The sequence below is a fragment of the Stenotrophomonas sp. STEN030 genome (assembly GCF_056759995.1).
In genome coordinates this window covers 1-16,572 of record NZ_JBRREB010000022.1, presented here as the reverse complement: position 1 = coordinate 16,572, position 16,572 = coordinate 1, and the positions used below count along the sequence as shown (strand labels likewise).

Genomic DNA, 16,572 nt, shown 5'->3' with positions numbered 1-16,572 from the left:
CGTGCAGCGCAATTCGGCGACTGTATGAGCCTAAGCTGTCGATCCGACACGCCCACCCCGAACAAATCGGTGTAACCCAATGAGCAAGCTGAACAAGTCCATCGTCGCGGAATTCGAATCCGCCCAGATCACCCGCGAACTGCCGAAGTTCAGCCAGGGCGACACCGTCGTGGTGAACGTGAAGGTCAAGGAAGGCAACCGTGAGCGCGTGCAGGCATACGAAGGCGTCGTCATCGGCACCAAGAATGCTGGCCTGAACTCCGCTTTCACCGTGCGCAAGATCTCGCACGGCTACGGCGTCGAGCGCGTGTTCCAGACCCACAGCGCCATCATCGACTCGGTCGAAGTGAAGCGTCGCGGTAAGGTTCGCGCCGGTAAGCTGTACTACCTGCGTGGTCTGGAAGGCAAGGCTGCCCGCATCAAGGAAGATCTGGCTGCTGCCCAGCAGGCCAAGGCTGCTCGCCTGGCTGCCAAGGCTGCCGGCTGATAGTCCCGCCAACAGGCTCTGCCTGTTTGCAGCAACGGCCACCTTCGGGTGGCCGTTTGCGTTTGTGGGGTTGGGTGAAGTGAGGGCTGGAAGCTGGGAAAGCTCAGAAGCGTAGAAGCTCAGAAGCGTAGAAGCTCAGAAGCGTAGAAGCTCAGAAGCGTAGAAGCCCCCTCAACCGCCCTCCGGGCACCTTCTCCCGCAGGCGGGAGAAGGGAAGGCTGGCATTGCTGGGGGCTGGTGCATTGCTTGTGCTCTGCGCGGTGAACTATCCGATGGCAAGAAAAGCCTAGCTGTCCCTTCTCCCGCCGGCGGGAGAAGGTGCCCGGAGGGCGGATGAGGGGGCTTTTGATTCTTGCCTTGGCTTGTAGCTCTGCCGCCACTCAGCGGAAATGCGCCTCGATCTGCTCCAGCGTCTTGCCCTTGGTTTCCGGCAACCAGAACGCAGCAATCAGGAAGAAAGCGAACGTACACGCCGCCCAGAACAGGAACATGCTGGCGTAGCCGTAATGGCCGACCGTCGGCAGGAACACCGCCGCGATGGTGGTCGATACGAACTGGTTGATCAGCAGTGCGATGCTCATGCCGTTCGAGCGGATGCGGTTAGGCATCAACTCCGACAAGGCCAACCACACGCACACGCCCGGTCCCACCGCGAAGAACGCAACGAATACCAGGATGCAGGCCGCTACCGCCCAGCCATGCGAAGCCGGCGGCACCGCGCCGACCCAGGCCTGCTCGATGCGCAACGGTGCATCGGCAGCGGCGCTCGGGTCTGGGAACGGATTCAGATGCAGGCTGCGGAAGAAACGCCCGATCACACTGTCGGCACGCACCGTACCGGAGCGCTCGATCAACAACTGCTGATCGCTGGGATTGTCGCTGCGCAGCGAGCGCACATCGCTGAAACCGCCATAGCTCCACGACACCGTCAGCTGCGAGGGTTGCCCATCGCGATTGCGGGTGCCGGCCAGCTGATGCCACTGCGCCGCATCCAGCTGCAACTGCAGGCCATCGCTCTGCACTGCGTGCTGCAATACCTGCTGCACATCGGCGCGACCCTGTTCTGCCTTGAAGAACAGCATCGCTGCAGCCAACAGGGCAAGACAGATGCCGCCACTGCCGATCATCAGCAGGAACTTGCGGCCTTTGCGATCCACCAGGAACAAGGCGACCAAGGTCATGATCACGTTGAGCAGTTTGATCGCCACATCCGCGCCGTTCGCAGCTGCACCCGGCAGACCAGCTTGATTGAGGATGTTGACCGCGTAAGCGAGGATCGAGTTGATGCCGGTGGCCTGGGTGAAGGCAAGCACCAGGCAGGCCAGTACGAACGGCACCATGTAGCGGCGACTGAACAGCCGGTCGCGCTCGCCATCGGCCTTGGCCGTCACCGGATTCTGGATCTGCGCCAGCGTGGCTTCCACCTGCGACGGCGGCAGCGTTGCCTGCAGGCCGCGACGCGCGGCATCGATGCGGCCACGGCGTACCAGCCAGCGCGGTGATTCGTTGAGCCAGAACAGGCCGATGCAGAACACCACGCCTGGCAGCAGACAGGTCCAGAAAATGGTCCGCCAAGCCTGGTCCTTCACTGCGAACAGATGCTGCGCCTGCTGCACCAATGGCATGTTGCGTACCGACTCGGCCGCGGCATCCACCGAATGCGCTTGATACAAACCAATCAGGGCAGCAAGGACGAGACCAACGGTCAGCAGCAGCTGGAACATCGCCGCGCCGCGACCGCGTCGTTCCGGTCCCAGTACTTCGGCCAGATAGAGGGGAACCACCACGCCGATCAGACCGCCGCTGATGCCTTGCAGCAGGCGTCCGAGCAGCAGCGGCGTATAGCCCGAGGCCAGCGCCATGATCGGGATGCTGGCGGTGAACAGCACGCCAGCGAGCATCATCGCGCCGCGTCGGCCGATCAGGTCGGCGATCATGCCGGCGAAAAGCGATGACAACACACTGCCCAGCAATACCGCCGCGACCACGAAGCCCATCTGTTGGCTGCTCAGCTGCCAGGCATGGCTGGCGGTGGCTTCCAGATAGGGCAGGGCACCGGCAATGATGCCGATGTCGATGCCGTACAGCAGGCCGCCAAGGCCGGCGATGAAAAGGAGATAGCGCACGGGCCAACGCGGCGCGGCGTCGCTGGCTGGCACGGCAAAAGTGGTGTCGGTCATCGGCGCGTTCCTGGGACTGGTTTTTATGGTGCCGGGCCCTGCCCGGTTTGCCGTGCGGGTGCGTGGCGTGTTCCGGTGATATGGCTACCGGAACGGAAGGCTGCCGAGCATGGCTCGGCACTACATGCAGCGGGTCAGTTTGGGTCGACCGGATTGCCGGCTATCCATACCTGCTGCAACTTCAATTGCGGGTCCAGCACTACCATGTCGGCACGCAGGCCCGGGGCGATGCGGCCGCGGTCTTCCAGGCCGAGGTAATCGGCTTGGATGGTGGAGACACGTTGCGAGGCATCGGCCAGTTCCAGGCCGACATCGACCAGATTGCGCAGCGCCTGATCCATGGTCAGTGCGCTGCCAGCCAGCGAGCCGGTGGAGAGCCGCACGCAGCCCATGCACTTGTGCACGCGTTGTTCGCCCAAGGCGTACTCGCCATCAGGCATGCCGGTGGCGGCGGTCGCATCGGTGACCGCGTACAGGCGCGGGATCGCGCGCACCGCCATGCGGATCGCGCCGCGATGCACATGCTGCAGGTCGGGAATCAGTTCGGCGTATTCGGCATGCGCCAAGGCGGCAGCAGCGATACCGGGCTTGTAGTGATCAACGCCGGTCATGCCGTTGAACAGATGGGTGAAGCCAACCGCGCCTGCCTGCAAAGCAGCGACCGCATCGTCGTACGTGCCGGCGCTATGGCCGATCTGCACGCGGATGCCAAGCGCTGCCAACGCTGGAATCAAGGCGGTGTGTTGGCCGATTTCCGGGGCAATGGTCAGCACCTTGATCGGTGCCAATGCATGCAGGTGCTGCACCGATTCCAGTGTTGCTTCCAGCGTGCGCGGCGGCTGCGCGCCCAAACGCTGCGGGCTGATGAAGGGGCCTTCCAGATGCACGCCGATGATCTGCGCGGCATCCGCATCCGGCGTCGCCATCACCTGCGCTACACCGCGCAGGGCGTTCTCGATCTCGGCGTACTCGGCGGTCATGGTGGTGCCGAGCAGGGTGGTGGTGCCGTAGCGGGCATGGGTGTGGGCAATGCGGCGGGCGACATCGCCGCCCTGCATCAGGTCCACGCCCGCTGCGCCATGCACATGCAGGTCGATGAAGCCGGGCAGGATGATCGGCAGATCGCCGCCATCACCCGCATGGTCTTCCACCTCCAACGTGCGCAGTTGCTGGTCGAAGTGGACGTGGCCGCGGCGCCAGCCCAACGGGGTGAGGATGCGGCCGTACAGGCTGCGGGTATCGGTCATAGCGGTGGCTCGGCGGTGATTACTTCGATGCCCTGACGTTGCAAGCCTTCGCGGGTTGCCTCGTCGATGCCGGTATCGGTGATGATGGCGTGGATCTGGTCGAGGCGGGCGATGCGGTGCAGGCTGACCCGGCCAAATTTGGAGGCGTCGGTCAGCACCACGATGCGGCGTGCGCGCTCGACCATGCGGTGATTGAGGCGGGCTTCGGCTTCGTCATGGGTGGTCAGGCCGAACTGCAGGTCCAGACCATCCACGCCGAGGAACAAGGTGTCGAAGCTGTAGGAGGTGAGGCTGGCTTCGGCCTGGCTGCCCTGCAGCGACAGCGACTGCTTGCGCAGCAGGCCGCCGGTCAGCAGCACGTTGACCGCCGGTGCGTTGGCCAGCTCCCAGGCGATGTTCAAGCCATTGGTCATCACCGTGACATCGCGGTGATCGCGCAGATGGCGGGCCAGGGTCATGGTGGTGGAGCCGGAGTCGATGATGATGTTGTCGCCGGGTTGCACCAGCTGCGCGGCGCGCATGCCGATGGATTCCTTCAGCGACAGGTTCAGCGCATCTTTCTCGTGGATGTCCTGTTCCTGCGGCGGCATCCGTACCAGCGTTGCGCCGCCATGGGTGCGCGTGGCCAAACCTTGCGCCTCGAAGTGGCCGAGGTCGGTACGGATGGTCACCGCCGACACGCCGAACTGGTCAACCAGTTCGGCAACCTGCACTGAGCCTTGGTCGATCAGGCGTTGCAGGATCTGCTGTCGGCGGGGACGGGTATTGCGCATGGTCGGCTCTCGTGTGCGTTTGAAAGCGGAGATTAACCGTTCGCAAGGTTTTGGGTGCGCAAACTTTCGCTTTGCTTGCGCGTGCCTGCCTGATTGGCGCTGCAGGCGCGCGCGTATTCGCCCAGGCACTGGCCGACGCGATGCTGCACCAGGGCGGCTGGCGTGGCGGCCAACTGGCCCTCGCGCACCGCCACGTACTGGCCAGGCAGGTATTGGCTGAGCAGCACCAGCGGCGGGGTGTGCTTTTCGAGGTTGGAGAACAAGGTCTGCACAGCCTGCAGCAGTTCCGGCTCGCCCCAGTAGTAGCGGCAGCGGTCACTGAAGGCGTAGGAGCGCAGCAGGCGCAGCGTGGCTTCATCGCCGTGGTAATGCGCCTGCCAGTTCTTCGGCTTGGCCAGCATCACCTGTTCCAGCACCTGTGGCAGCTTCGAGCACTGCGCGGCGGGCAGCAGTTCGGCTTCGATCGCGGCGAGCGCGAACAGCGCTTCGCGGTAGGCGAAGGTCGCCGCCGGGCCGACCTTGAGGATGGCGAAGTGATCGCGCACCAGCGCATGCAGGCCGGACTCGCGCTGGTAGTCAGTCGAGTGCGCTTCAAACACGATGCGCGGTTGCTGTTCGAGGAAATCCGCCAGCTCGCTGGCAGCGGCGGCGTCGTATTCGTGCACGCTGCTGTGGTCGAAGTCCACGCCCGGCTGCACCACCATTGCAATCACGCGCTGCCATGCATCGCGCAGTTCCGGTGTGTCGAAGGCCTGCTGATGGATGGCCAGGGTCTGCGCGGCAGCGGCCGGCGTGGTGACCGCAAGGCCGCCCGCCAGCGAAGCTTCGCCACCGGGAATCGGCACTTCTGTACCAATCACGTAGACCGGTGGCGGCAGGCCATTGGCCTTGGCGGTGGCTTCGGCAATCACTGCCAGCTCGGCTGAGCGCGCGGCGACGGTGGCGTCCGGCAGCGGGGTCGGGTCGTCGGCGCAGGACATGCTGCAGTCGAGATGAATCTTGTGGAAACCGGCGGCGACATAGGCCTCGATCAGCACGCGCGCATTGGCCATCGCTTCTGCGGCCGGCTGCTTCTGCCAGGCGTTGGGACCGAGATGGTCGCCGCCGAGGATCAGCTGCCAGCGCGGGAAGCCTTCTTCATCGGCCAGCGCTTCCACATAGGCGCGGTACTGCGGCGGGGTCATGCCGGTGTAACCACCGAACTGGTCGACCTGGTTGGAGGTGGCTTCGATCAGCAGCACGGTGTCGTACTGCGCGGCCACATGCATTGCAGCGCGCAACACCTGTTCGTTGCTGCAGCAGACGCTGTACAGGCCGACGTTGTGGCCTTGGCGATGAGAGGCAAGCAGGGATTGCAGCGGTGACATGGTCAAGCTCCGGGAATCAGGTAAGCGGGTTGGCAGGCGAGCAGGGCGGCACCACGGGCACCGCCGGCATCGCCGAAACGCGGTGGCACGATTGGCGGTACTTCCACGCCGGTGAACAGATGTGCGGCGATGGCCGCGGGCAGCTGCTGGTAGAGCGGCGCATACTGCGACAGGCCGCCACCGAGCACGATGACGTGCGGGTCCAGCGCAAGAATCAGCGCGGCGAAACTGTGGCCGAGCAGGTCGCGGTGGATATCCAGCGCCTGCATGGCGCGAATGTCACCGGCCTCGGCCTGGGCGATGACCTCGCTGGCGTTGGCAGCGTTGCCGCCAAGATGCTGTTCGATCATCGCCACGCCGCTGCCGGAGACATAGCGCTCCACGCAGCCGCGCAGGCCGCAGCCACAATCCAACAGCGGCAAACCATGCCGTTGCAGCAGATCGGCCGGCACGCTCCAGTGGCCCCATTCGCCGGCCAGGCCGTTGAAGCCGCTGACCAGCTTGCCGTGCAGGCAGTAACCGCCGCCGGCGCCAGTGCCGAGGATGGCGCCGAACATGCTGGGGTAACCATCCGCCGCGCCGCCGTGTGCTTCGGACAAGGCAAAGCACTGCAGGTCGTTGCCGAAATGCAACGGCCGCTGCAGGCGTGCCCGCAGATCGGCACTTACGCATTGGCCGGTCAGTGCCGGTACGTTGGCACTGAGCTGGCGGCCACTGCGCCGCTCGCGCACGCCGGGCAGGGCGATGCCGATGGCCTCGGCGCGTTGGCCGAGTTCGGCATCGGCATCGGCAACCAGTGTTTCCACTGCCTGCAGAAAACCGTTGTAGTCGCCCTGCGGGGTGGCGATGCGTTTGCGCCACGCGACCTGCAGGGCAGCATCGCAGGCCACCAGTTCGATCTTGGTACCGCCAATGTCGATGCCGTAGCAGGCCGGGGCGCGGGTATCAGCCATGGTGGATGGTGACGCCCTTGACCACGCGGTTGACGGTGCCGTCCGGGAACGGATTGTCGGGCGTCAGTCCGAGTGCGGCTGAGCGCTGCAGGGCGTACAGCTGCGCGAACGGCAGCCACACCGGCGCCAACCAGCTGTCGGGCAGGGCAGGCACGGACAAGGTGTAGTCGTCGTGGATTCCCAGGTCCGAATGCGGGCCGATCGACAGTACCTTGCCGGCTACGCCATCACCGCGCAGTTCTTCCAGCAGGTCCTGTTCGTAGCGACGCGCCAGCGGCTCGGCGCTGCGCAGTACCACCACCAGCGTTTCATCATTGAGCGTGGACTTGGGGCCGTGGCGGAAACCCAGCGGGGTATTGGCCAGGGCCAGCACGCGGCCGGCAGTGAGTTCCAATACCTTCAGCGCTGCCTCGCGGGCCAGTGCTTCCAGCGGACCACTGGCCAGATAGATAACGCGGTTGTACGGCTGCGCAGCGAGCGCGGCGACCGCGGCATCCCAGTTGCCCAAGCCCTGGCGTGCGAGTGCGGCAACCTGCTGCAGGCGCTGTACGCGTTCGGCCCACGGTGCACTGTCGAACACGGTCAGCGCGGTCAGCAGCATGCAGCTCAGGCTGCTGGTCATGGCGAAGGCGCGATCGCAGCTGGCGGCCGGCATCAGCAACATGCAGGTGTCGTCGCGGCCGGCGCCACGGCGGGCCAGTTCGCCTTCGGCATTGCAGGTGATGTCGAGGAAGCGGGCATCGTCGACGTCGGCGCGGACGCGGTCGACGGCAGCCACGCTTTCCGGGCTGGAACCGCTGCGGCCGAACGACACCAGCAGGGTCGGGCGGTCGCGCTGCAGGTACAGCGCTGGGTGGGTGAGCAGACTGGTGGTGTGCACGGCGCGTACTTCGGCCGGCCACTGCGCGTTGATGGTGTCGGCCACCATCTCGGCGATGAAGCCGGAGCTGCCGGCGCCGGTGAAGATCACCCGTTGGCGCGGATCGGACAGGCGTTGGCCGAGGAAAGCCCGCAGGCGCGTGCTGGCCTGTTGCAGGTCCAGGGCAAGGGTTTCCCAGAGCGCGGGCTGCTGGGCGATTTCGGTAGCGGTATCGGCTCCGCCCAGGCGCTGCCAGGCGGTCAGATCGTGAAGCAGGGTGGCATCCATGTGTGATTCCTGATTGGCCAGCGCACCATCTTTCTTTTCTTTCGAAATGTCAAATAGCGAAAGCAAAACGAAAGAAATAATTTGATTAGGCTTTAATCTCTTGAGAATCGTCTGAAGCGAAAGGTTTCCCGGGAAACCCTTTCGCAGCAATGAATACGCTCAGCTGGGCGATGTGAAAGTTGCTGCTCCGCACCATCTTTCGATTGCAAGAAATCCTACTTATCTTTTGCTTTCATTTTGTTGACATCTTTCGATTTCCTGCCCTAGAGTCGGCGCACTCGGTTTCGAAACGCCCGTTGAACGGGTTGGAGGCAAGGTGGAACACTGCGTTCGTCAATCGCCGCTGTTGCTGGCGCTGCTTTCGGCCTTGTTGTTGCCGGCAGTGACCGCACAGGCCGAGCCCATCGGCAATCTGCGCTCCGTCACCGCCAGCGATGGCCGCGACGGCGTGCGTGCCTGGGACGTACGCAGTGATACCGGCAGCACCCTGCGCATCGAGGTGCTGGCCAACGACATCGTGCATGTGCAGGCCGGCCGCAACGGCAAGCTGACCGGCGCTGGTGACAAGGCCGCGCCCATCGTGTTGCCGCAGCCCGTGCAGCAGGTGCAGGCGCAGCTGGAAGAAGACGCGCAGGAAATCCGCGTGCGTACCCCGGCGCTCGTTCTGCATGTGCAGCGGCAGCCCCTGCAGCTGCGGCTGGAGCGTCTGGATGGCGGCAAGCCGGTGTCGCTATGGCAGGAACAGCAGCCGTTGGATCTGGCCGCCGAGCAGAGCGTGCAGGTGCTGTCCTCGCAGGCCGATGAAGCCTTCTACGGTGGCGGCCAGCAGAACGGCCGTTTCCAGTTCAAGGGCCGCGAGCTTGAAGTTTCCTATTCCGGCGGCTGGGAAGAGGGCGACCGCCCGAGCCCGGCGCCGATGCTGCTCAGCTCACGCGGCTGGGGCATGTTGCGCAACACCTGGAGCGACGGCAGCTATGACCTGCGCCAGCCGGACCAGGCCACGCTGCTGCACCGCGAAGACCGCTTCGATGCCTATTACTTCGTCGGCAATGATCTGCAGCGTCTGTTGGAGCGCTACACCCAGCTGACCGGTCGACCGAACATGGTCGCGCGTTGGGCGCTGTCCTACGGCGATGCCGATTGCTACAACGACGGCGACAACATCAAGAAGCCCGGCAGCGTTCCCGAAGGCTGGAGCGATGGCCCCACCGGCACCACCATCGACGTGGTCAACAGCGTTGCCGCCAAGTACCGCGAGAACGATATGCCGGGCGGTTGGATCCTGCCCAACGACGGCTATGGCTGCGGCTACAAGCAGCTGCCGGAAACCGTGCAGGGCTTGGCCAAGTACGGCTTCAAGACCGGCCTGTGGACCGAGAACGGCGTCGACAAGATTGCCTGGGAAGTCGGCAAGGCCGGCAGCCGCGTGCAGAAGCTGGATGTGGCCTGGACCGGGCAGGGCTATCAGTTCGCGATGGATGCCAACCGCCAGGCGTTCGACGGCATTCTCAACAATTCCGACTCGCGCCCCTTCCTGTGGACGGTGATGGGTTGGGCCGGCATCCAGCGTTATGCGGTTGCATGGACCGGTGACCAGAGCAGCAGTTGGGACTACATCCGCTGGCACGTGCCGACCCTGGTGGGTTCCGGTCTGTCGGGCATGGCCTATGCGAGCGGCGACGTCGATGCGATCTTCGGCGGCAGCGCCGAGACCTTCACCCGTGACCTGCAGTGGAAAACCTTCACTCCGGTGCTGATGGGCATGTCCGGCTGGTCGTCGAACGCACGTAAGCACCCCTGGGCCTTCGATGAGCCCTATCGTTCGATCAACCGTGATTACCTAAAGCTGAAAATGCGCCTGACCCCGTATATGTACGGGCTGGTGCATGACGCCGCACAAAGCGGCGCGCCGCCGGTGCGCGGGCTGATGTGGGACAACCCGCAGGACCCGCACGCGCAGGACGAAACCTACAAGTACCAGTTCCTGCTCGGCAGCGATCTGCTGGTTGCGCCGGTTTACCGCAGCCAGGCGGCAAGTCGTGGCTGGCGCCGCGATATCCATCTGCCGGCTGGCGGCTGGTACGACTATTGGGACGGCCGCCATCTGCAGGCCGGTGCTGCAGGCAAGCAACTCGACCGTCCGGTTGAACTGGCGACGCTGCCGGTATTCGTGCGCGCTGGAGCCATCCTGCCGATGTATCCGGAGATGCTGTTCGACGGCGAGAAACCGCTGGATGAAGTGACCTTCGATCTGTACCCGCAGGGTGCATCCAGCTACACGCTGTACGAAGATGATGGCAGCACCCGCCGTTACCAGAAGGGCGAGTCGAGCACGCAACAGATCCGCGTACAGGCACCGGCGCAAGGCAGTGGCCCGGTGCAGGTCGAGATTGCGCCGGTGCAAGGTGAGTATCAAGGTCAGCTGGCACAGCGTCGTTACGGTCTGCGCGTGTTGAGTCGCACTGCGCCAACTGCGGTGCAGATGGATGGCCGCGCGCTGCCCAAGCTGGCTGATGCCGCTGCGCTGCAAGCGGCCAGTGAAGGCTGGTACTTCGATGGCAAGGAACGCAAGGGCACGCTGCATGTGCGCACTGCCAGCCAGGACATCCGCGCGCCGCTGAAACTGCAGCTGGATTTCCCGGTTGCCGCCGCGCTGGCTGATGACGTCTTCCCGAACGCACCGGAACTGGGGCGCGCGCTGCCGTCCGACAGTCTGCTGGTGGTCAACCGTCCGGCCGAAGAGCCCGGCCATCCGCTGGAAAATGCCTTCGACGATGATCCGGCGACGTGGTTCCGCAGCGTGCGGAACCAGGCCATCCGCACCGGCGCCCATGAGTGGGTGGTGGGCTTTGGCGAGCGCAAGCTGATCGACGGCATTGAGCTGGCACCGCGCAATGACCAGCACTGGAAGCATGGTCAGGTGCGTGATTACGAAATCTACATGGCCGACAGCAATGGTGAGTGGGGCAAGCCGATTGCTACGGGTCACCTGCAGCTGAAGCAGGAACTGCAGCGCATCGACTTCCCGGCCCATGCCGGTCGCCTGCTGCGCTTCCGCGTGCTCAGCGTGCAGAACCCCGATGGTGATGGTGCTGGCGGTGCCGATCCGATGGTGACCGCAGCGCAGGGCGGCACCGCACGTGCGGTGGATGCACTGCAGCCGCGCGATGTTGGCCCGATTGCACTGTCCACCTTCCACATCCTCGAGCAGCAAACGGCCGAACGGCCGGCGCGGCAGCTATACCTCTCCCAGTTGCCGCTGCCGGCCGTATTGGCCGCCCAGGTGCACGCCGACCGTTCGTTCGCCGCCGCAGTGCCGATGCGCATGAACGGCCTGCAGTTCCGCCGTGGCCTCGGCGTCGGTGCACAAAGCCGCATCGACATGAGTTTGAAGGGCCAGTGGAAAACGCTGCGCGCCGATCTGGGTGTCGACGACCAATGCCGTCAGGCCGGCGGTCTGCAGTTCCAGGTCTGGGGCGATGACCGCCTGCTCTATGACAGCGGCTTTGTGAAAGCACCGGGTGTGGTCAAGCCCGAGCTCGACATCCGCGGTCTGTCCAAACTGAGCCTGCGCACCTTGGACGCGCAGGGTAACCAACCGTCCCAGGTCTGCGCCAACTGGGCCAATGCCGTACTGATAGGCGAGGAGGGCGATTCCGCCGACATCCTCGCCCCATGACCCACCCGTAACACCGCTCCTTCCACCGGATTACCCCGGCTACGGTCCAAGAACCGTGGCATGGGATCGCTTTGCCCGCCATCTGCTGTTTTTTGCGTGCCCTTGCCAGGAGAGAACCCCGATGTTGCCAGCCAATCGCAGTGCCAAACGCTGTTTGCAAGCCCCGTTATCGCTGGCTGTCGCCAGCGTGTTGTTCGCCATCGCCGCACCCGCGTTCGCGCAGGACAAGGCTGAAAAGGAAAAGGACAAGACCACCGAGCTGTCCCGCATCGAGGTCACCGGTTCCAACATCCGCCGCACCGATGTGGAAACCGCATCGCCGGTGCAGGTGATCAGCAAGCAGGACATCGAAAACATGGGCGCGCGCACGCTGTTGCAGGTGCTCGACAACCTGCCGGCAGCGCGGCCGGGCCAGGTTGATTCCAAGTCGCTGTTCACCGGTTCCGATGGCGCTTCGCAGGCCAACCTGCGTGGCCTCGGCGCACAGGGCACGCTGGTGCTGTTGAACGGTCGCCGCCTGTCGTATTACGGCGCGCCGGCTGGCTTCCAGACCCAGTTCGTCAACATCGATGCCATTCCTGCCGCCGTCATCGAGCGCATGGAAGTGCTGACCGATGGCGCATCGGCCGTATACGGCACCGATGCAGTGGCCGGCGTCATCAACGTCATCACCAAGCGCAGCTACCAGGGCCTGGAAGTCAGCGGCACCTGGGACACCGCCTCGCGCTTTGATTCCTTCGGTGAAAAGCAGGCCAGCGTTACCGGCGGCTTCGGCGACATGGCTGAGGACGGCTACAACGTCTATGCCAGCGTCAATCTGTATGAGCGTGACGGCATTCCGGACAGCGAGTGGTACCTCAAACACCCGGGCCAGTTCTACGTCAACAACCCGGACTACATCAAGAATCTGCGGCTGGACACCGGCAGCGCGCCGGGCGTGTTCAACCCCGGCTATTACTACGCCATCGATCCGGTCACCGGCGTGCGCAAGGATGAGGCTGCACCGGGCTGCAACAACGTGCTGCAGGTCAGCAGCGGCACCCGCTGCATCTGGCAGACCTGGATGAACCGGCAGATCAACGGCGGCGCGGATTCCAAGCGCGTCACTGCCTACGTCAATGGTCATTACCAGCTCAATGACAGCATTGAGGCATTCGCCGAAGTCACCTATACCGACATCGATCTGCACGCCAATGGCGGTACGCCGCGTGCTTACGGCACCACCACTGGTAATCCGCAGAGCTGGTTCTCGCGCAATACCGGCAATACGGTCAACCAGTTCCTGACCCCGTGGCTCGGCCCGAACAACGAATACAACCACGCCAGCCCGGAGTTGAAGGCGATGAATGGCGGTGTGGTCGGTTTGGGTTACCTGCTGCAGGACGTCGGCGGTGGCCACTTCGGTCAGCGCAATACCGACGACAGCTACCGCGTGGTGGCAGGTCTGCGTGGTGCCGCCGGCGACTGGAACTGGGAAACCGCATTCGCCACCGCAGGTTCGCACTCGGTCACCTACCAGACCACCAACGTCAACCTGAAGGGCTTCGAGAAAGCCTTCGGTCCGTACACCATCGATCCGGGTACCGGCCGCGTCATCATTTCCGATCATCCGGCCTACAAGTTCGGTGAGATCAGTGAAGCCAACGCGGCGCTGATCCGCGAAGCCTTCCCGACCTTCGACATCGAGTCGTGGACCCGCCTGCACACCCTGGACGGCAAGATCGAAGGCCCGCTGTTCAACATGCCGGCCGGCGAAGTGCGCGCGGCATTCGGCTTCAATGCAACCCGCGAAACCTTCTACACTCCGGGCAACCCGGATGCCGCCAACGGCCTGATCACCCAGCAGGGCGGCTCGTGGTTCGACGGCAAGCGCAACACCTACGCGCTGTTCTCCGAAGCGGTGGTACCGCTGACTGAAAAGCTCGAAATGGACCTGGCACTGCGCCTGGACAAGTACCCGGGCTTCAGCGCCAACGCCGCGCCGAAGATCGGCCTGAAGTATCAGGCGCTGCCGCAGTTGATGCTGCGTGGTACCTATTCGGAAGGCTTCCGCGCACCCAGCCTGGCCGAGGCCGGCAGCGGTGGCGTGTATGCGCAGATCGGCGGCTACCGTGATGAAGTCCGTTGTGCGGAAACCAATGCGATCGCTGGCCTGCTGCGGCAGTCCAACCGCGTCGTGGACAAGGATCTGGGCAACAGCCTGTGGAACAGCGATTGCAGCCGCAACGTGGCGCGCATGACCCAGCCCAACCAGGACCTGAAGCCGGAGAAGGCGAAGATCGCCACGCTGGGCGTCGTGCTGGAGCCGACCGATTGGCTGTCGGTGTCGGCGGACTACTGGTTCGTGTACCGCCGCGATGAAATCGTTGCACCGGACTACAGCAAGGAAGAAGACATCGATTCGATGACGCGCTTCCCGATCACCGAGTCCGACCGGTCCAACCTCGCGGCCCTGGCTGCGATGTGCAACGACCCAGCCAGCGGCGTGACCTGTCCGGGCACCTTGCCGGGCTACAGCATCGGCAACGTCGCCAGCGTGATCGGCCAGTACAGCAACCGTGGCCGCACCCTGATCGACGGCTTCGACGTGGATCTGCGCAGCCGCTTCGACCTGGGTGAATGGGGCCGTCTGAACATCGGTGTGGCAGCTACCATCGCCAACCGCAACATGTACAACTCCGACAACGGTGACGGCTGGTACTACGGCAACCTGGTTGGCTACTACAACAACCCGAAGGTGCGCGCTACGTTCAACACCAACTGGACGTATGGCAAGTGGGATACCGGCTTCTACGTCAACTACGTCGGCGGCACCAAGTGGGCCTACGACCGCATCGACGCGCAGGACAACAATGCGCAGACCTGCACCGGCAGCTTCCTCGACCTGGCCCCCGGCCATTGCGGCGGCGCACCGGCATGGTGGACGGCCAACCTGAGCGTCAACTGGCGTCCTATCGAGAAGCTGAGCGTCGGCGTGACCGTCAAGAACCTGTTCAACCGCCTGCCGTTCTACGATCCGAACGACTGGATGAACTTCTCCGGCTATGCCAACAACTTTGGTCGCATCTACAGCGTGACCGCCACCTACAAGTTCTGATCCACCGCAGCACCGCTTCCCCCTCATGCATTGCATGAGGGGGAAGACAGTGACACCGTCAGCACGGTCGTGGCACACCTGCCATCACCGGCACGACCCATGAAAGAGGAAACACAATGAAGCGTAGGGAATTCATCATGGCCAGCGCGGCCCTGGCCGCCACCAGCCTGCTGCCGGAAACGCCGGCCTGGGCACGTGGCCGCAAGGTGCGTCTGGGCGTGATCGGCACCGGCATGCGCGGTCTGGTATTGCTGAAGGAACTGGTGCGCCGCGACGACGTGGAAGTGGTTGCCGTATGCGACATCGAGCCGATCATGCTCGGCCGCGCAATGGACATGGTGGCCAAGGCCGGCAAGCCGGCACCGCAGGCCTACGGCGCGGACCGCGACCAGAACGCCTGGAAGCGCCTGCTGGAGCAGCGTGGTCTGGACGGCGTGATCATCGCCACCCCGTGGGAGCTGCATGCCCCAATGGCGATTGCCGCGATGCAGGCCAAGGTCGCGGTGGGCTGCGAAGTGGTCGCCGGTATTACCCTGCAGGACCATTGGGATGTGCTCAACACCCAGCTCAGCACGGGCACCCCGTACATGCTGCTGGAGAACGTCTGCTATCGCCGTGACGTGATGGCTGCGCTGCAGATGGTGCGCCAGGGCCTGTTCGGCGAACTGGTGCACCTGCAGGGCGGTTACCAGCACGACCTGCGTGGGGTGAAGTTCAACGACGGTACGCCTGAGCATCCCTACGACAGTGGCGTGGAGTTCGGCGCCAAGGGCTGGTCGGAAGCACGCTGGCGCACCGAGCATTCGGTGCAGCGCAATGGCGAGTTGTACCCCAGCCACGGCATCGGCCCGTGCGCGATGTATACCGGCATCAATCGCGGCAATCGCTTCACCCATATCAATGCCTTCGCCAGCAAGGCGCGCGGTCTGCATGACTACACCGTGGCCAAGAGTGGTGGCACCACCCATCCCAGCACCAAGGTCAAGTTCAAGCTCGGCGACATCGTCACCACCACGCTGGCCTGCGAGAACGGCGAGACCATCCTGCTGCAGCACGACACTTCCCTGCCGCGCCCGTACTCGATGGGCTTCCGTGTGCAAGGCACCAAGGGCCTGTGGATGGACGTCAACCACGGCATCCATATCGAAGGCCGCAGCCCACCGCACCAGTGGGAAGAGTTCAAGACCTACCAGGACCAGTACGAGCACCCGCTGTGGAAGCAGCATGCTGATACCGCTGCCAGCGCTGGTCACGGCGGCATGGACTGGTTCGTGATCCACGCGTTCGTGGAAGCACTGAAGGCCAAGGCGCCGATGCCGATCGACATCTACGATGCGGTGACCTGGAGTGCGATCACCCCGCTGTCCGAGCAGTCGATTGCCAACAGCTTCCAGACCCTGGAGTTCCCGGACTTCACCAAGGGCCTGTGGCAGCAGCGCAAGCCGATCTTTGCCTTCGACGGCAGTTATTGATCAGCCGTAACTGTAGTGCCGAGCCATGCTCGGCATGAGCTTCACATGTAGTGCCGAGCCATGCTCGGCTGAGGCTTTCCCAGCCCTCCGGACCGGTAGTGCCGCGCCATGCTCGGCAGAGGCTTTACCCGGACTCCGTACATGTAGTGCCGAGCCATGCTCGGGGGGGG

The 16,572-nt window shown here is 64.1% G+C and carries 10 protein-coding genes; 4 read left to right on the top strand and 6 right to left on the bottom strand.

Translation table 11 applies throughout. The annotated features are described in order from the left end of the window. The first annotated feature begins 79 nt into the window (after nucleotides 1–79). A complete protein-coding gene (rplS, locus tag ACVOLR_RS09395; protein WP_481513194.1) occupies nucleotides 80–487 on the top strand; it encodes a 50S ribosomal protein L19 in 408 nt (135 codons plus the stop codon). 380 nt (nucleotides 488–867) lie between these two features. On the opposite strand, the gene ACVOLR_RS09390 is transcribed toward rplS, so the two are convergent. From ACVOLR_RS09390 to ACVOLR_RS09365, 6 genes are all read right to left on the bottom strand, one after another. Beyond that, nucleotides 868–2,667: an MFS transporter gene (locus ACVOLR_RS09390; protein WP_481536224.1), complete on the bottom strand. Its 1,800-nt coding sequence runs from the start codon at nucleotides 2,665–2,667 to the stop codon at nucleotides 868–870. Nucleotides 2,668–2,801: 134 nt separating this feature from the next. Beyond that, nucleotides 2,802–3,914: an N-acetylglucosamine-6-phosphate deacetylase gene (gene nagA, locus ACVOLR_RS09385; protein ID WP_481536223.1), complete on the bottom strand. Its 1,113-nt coding sequence runs from the start codon at nucleotides 3,912–3,914 to the stop codon at nucleotides 2,802–2,804. Beyond that, nucleotides 3,911–4,720: a DeoR family transcriptional regulator gene (locus tag ACVOLR_RS09380; protein ID WP_481536262.1), complete on the bottom strand. Its 810-nt coding sequence runs from the start codon at nucleotides 4,718–4,720 to the stop codon at nucleotides 3,911–3,913. Before ACVOLR_RS09380 ends, nagA begins: the two co-directional genes overlap by 4 nt. Next, entirely contained in the window at nucleotides 4,720–6,054 is a 1,335-nt protein-coding gene (locus ACVOLR_RS09375; RefSeq protein WP_481536222.1) for a D-tagatose-bisphosphate aldolase, class II, non-catalytic subunit, read from the bottom strand. Before ACVOLR_RS09375 ends, ACVOLR_RS09380 begins: the two co-directional genes overlap by 1 nt. A gap of 2 nt (nucleotides 6,055–6,056) precedes the next feature. Beyond that, entirely contained in the window at nucleotides 6,057–7,007 is a 951-nt protein-coding gene (locus ACVOLR_RS09370) for an ROK family protein (protein ID WP_481536221.1), read from the bottom strand. After that, nucleotides 7,000–8,154 carry an SIS domain-containing protein gene (locus ACVOLR_RS09365; RefSeq protein WP_481536220.1) on the bottom strand — a complete coding sequence of 385 codons (1,155 nt, stop codon included), beginning with the start codon at nucleotides 8,152–8,154 and terminating at the stop codon, nucleotides 7,000–7,002. The genes ACVOLR_RS09370 and ACVOLR_RS09365 overlap by 8 nt, the downstream gene beginning before the upstream one ends. A 316-nt stretch (nucleotides 8,155–8,470) precedes the next feature. On the opposite strand from ACVOLR_RS09365, the gene ACVOLR_RS09360 reads away from it, so the two are divergent. From ACVOLR_RS09360 to ACVOLR_RS09350, 3 genes are all read left to right on the top strand, one after another. After that, entirely contained in the window at nucleotides 8,471–11,833 is a 3,363-nt protein-coding gene (locus ACVOLR_RS09360; protein WP_481536219.1) for a TIM-barrel domain-containing protein, read from the top strand. 121 nt (nucleotides 11,834–11,954) lie between these two features. Then, the gene (locus tag ACVOLR_RS09355; RefSeq protein WP_481536218.1) at nucleotides 11,955–14,930 is read left to right on the top strand and encodes a TonB-dependent receptor plug domain-containing protein; all 2,976 of its coding nucleotides are present in this window, start codon (nucleotides 11,955–11,957) and stop codon (nucleotides 14,928–14,930) included. Between the two features lie 116 nt (nucleotides 14,931–15,046). Further along, nucleotides 15,047–16,402, top strand: a complete 1,356-nt coding sequence (locus ACVOLR_RS09350) for a Gfo/Idh/MocA family protein (protein ID WP_481536217.1) — start codon at nucleotides 15,047–15,049, stop codon at nucleotides 16,400–16,402. Nucleotides 16,403–16,572 lie beyond the last annotated feature (170 nt).

What these genes read in the sequence shown, in the direction of transcription:
- rplS (WP_481513194.1), top strand. Translation starts at nt 80, where the DNA reads ATGAGCAAGCTGAACAAGTCCATCGTCGCGGAATTCGAATCCGCCCAG.
- ACVOLR_RS09390 (WP_481536224.1), bottom strand. Translation starts at nt 2,667, where the DNA reads ATGACCGACACCACTTTTGCCGTGCCAGCCAGCGACGCCGCGCCGCGT.
- nagA (WP_481536223.1), bottom strand. Translation starts at nt 3,914, where the DNA reads ATGACCGATACCCGCAGCCTGTACGGCCGCATCCTCACCCCGTTGGGC.
- ACVOLR_RS09375 (WP_481536222.1), bottom strand. Translation starts at nt 6,054, where the DNA reads ATGTCACCGCTGCAATCCCTGCTTGCCTCTCATCGCCAAGGCCACAAC.
- ACVOLR_RS09370 (WP_481536221.1), bottom strand. Translation starts at nt 7,007, where the DNA reads ATGGCTGATACCCGCGCCCCGGCCTGCTACGGCATCGACATTGGCGGT.
- ACVOLR_RS09365 (WP_481536220.1), bottom strand. Translation starts at nt 8,154, where the DNA reads ATGGATGCCACCCTGCTTCACGATCTGACCGCCTGGCAGCGCCTGGGC.
- ACVOLR_RS09355 (WP_481536218.1), top strand. Translation starts at nt 11,955, where the DNA reads ATGTTGCCAGCCAATCGCAGTGCCAAACGCTGTTTGCAAGCCCCGTTA.
- ACVOLR_RS09350 (WP_481536217.1), top strand. Translation starts at nt 15,047, where the DNA reads ATGAAGCGTAGGGAATTCATCATGGCCAGCGCGGCCCTGGCCGCCACC.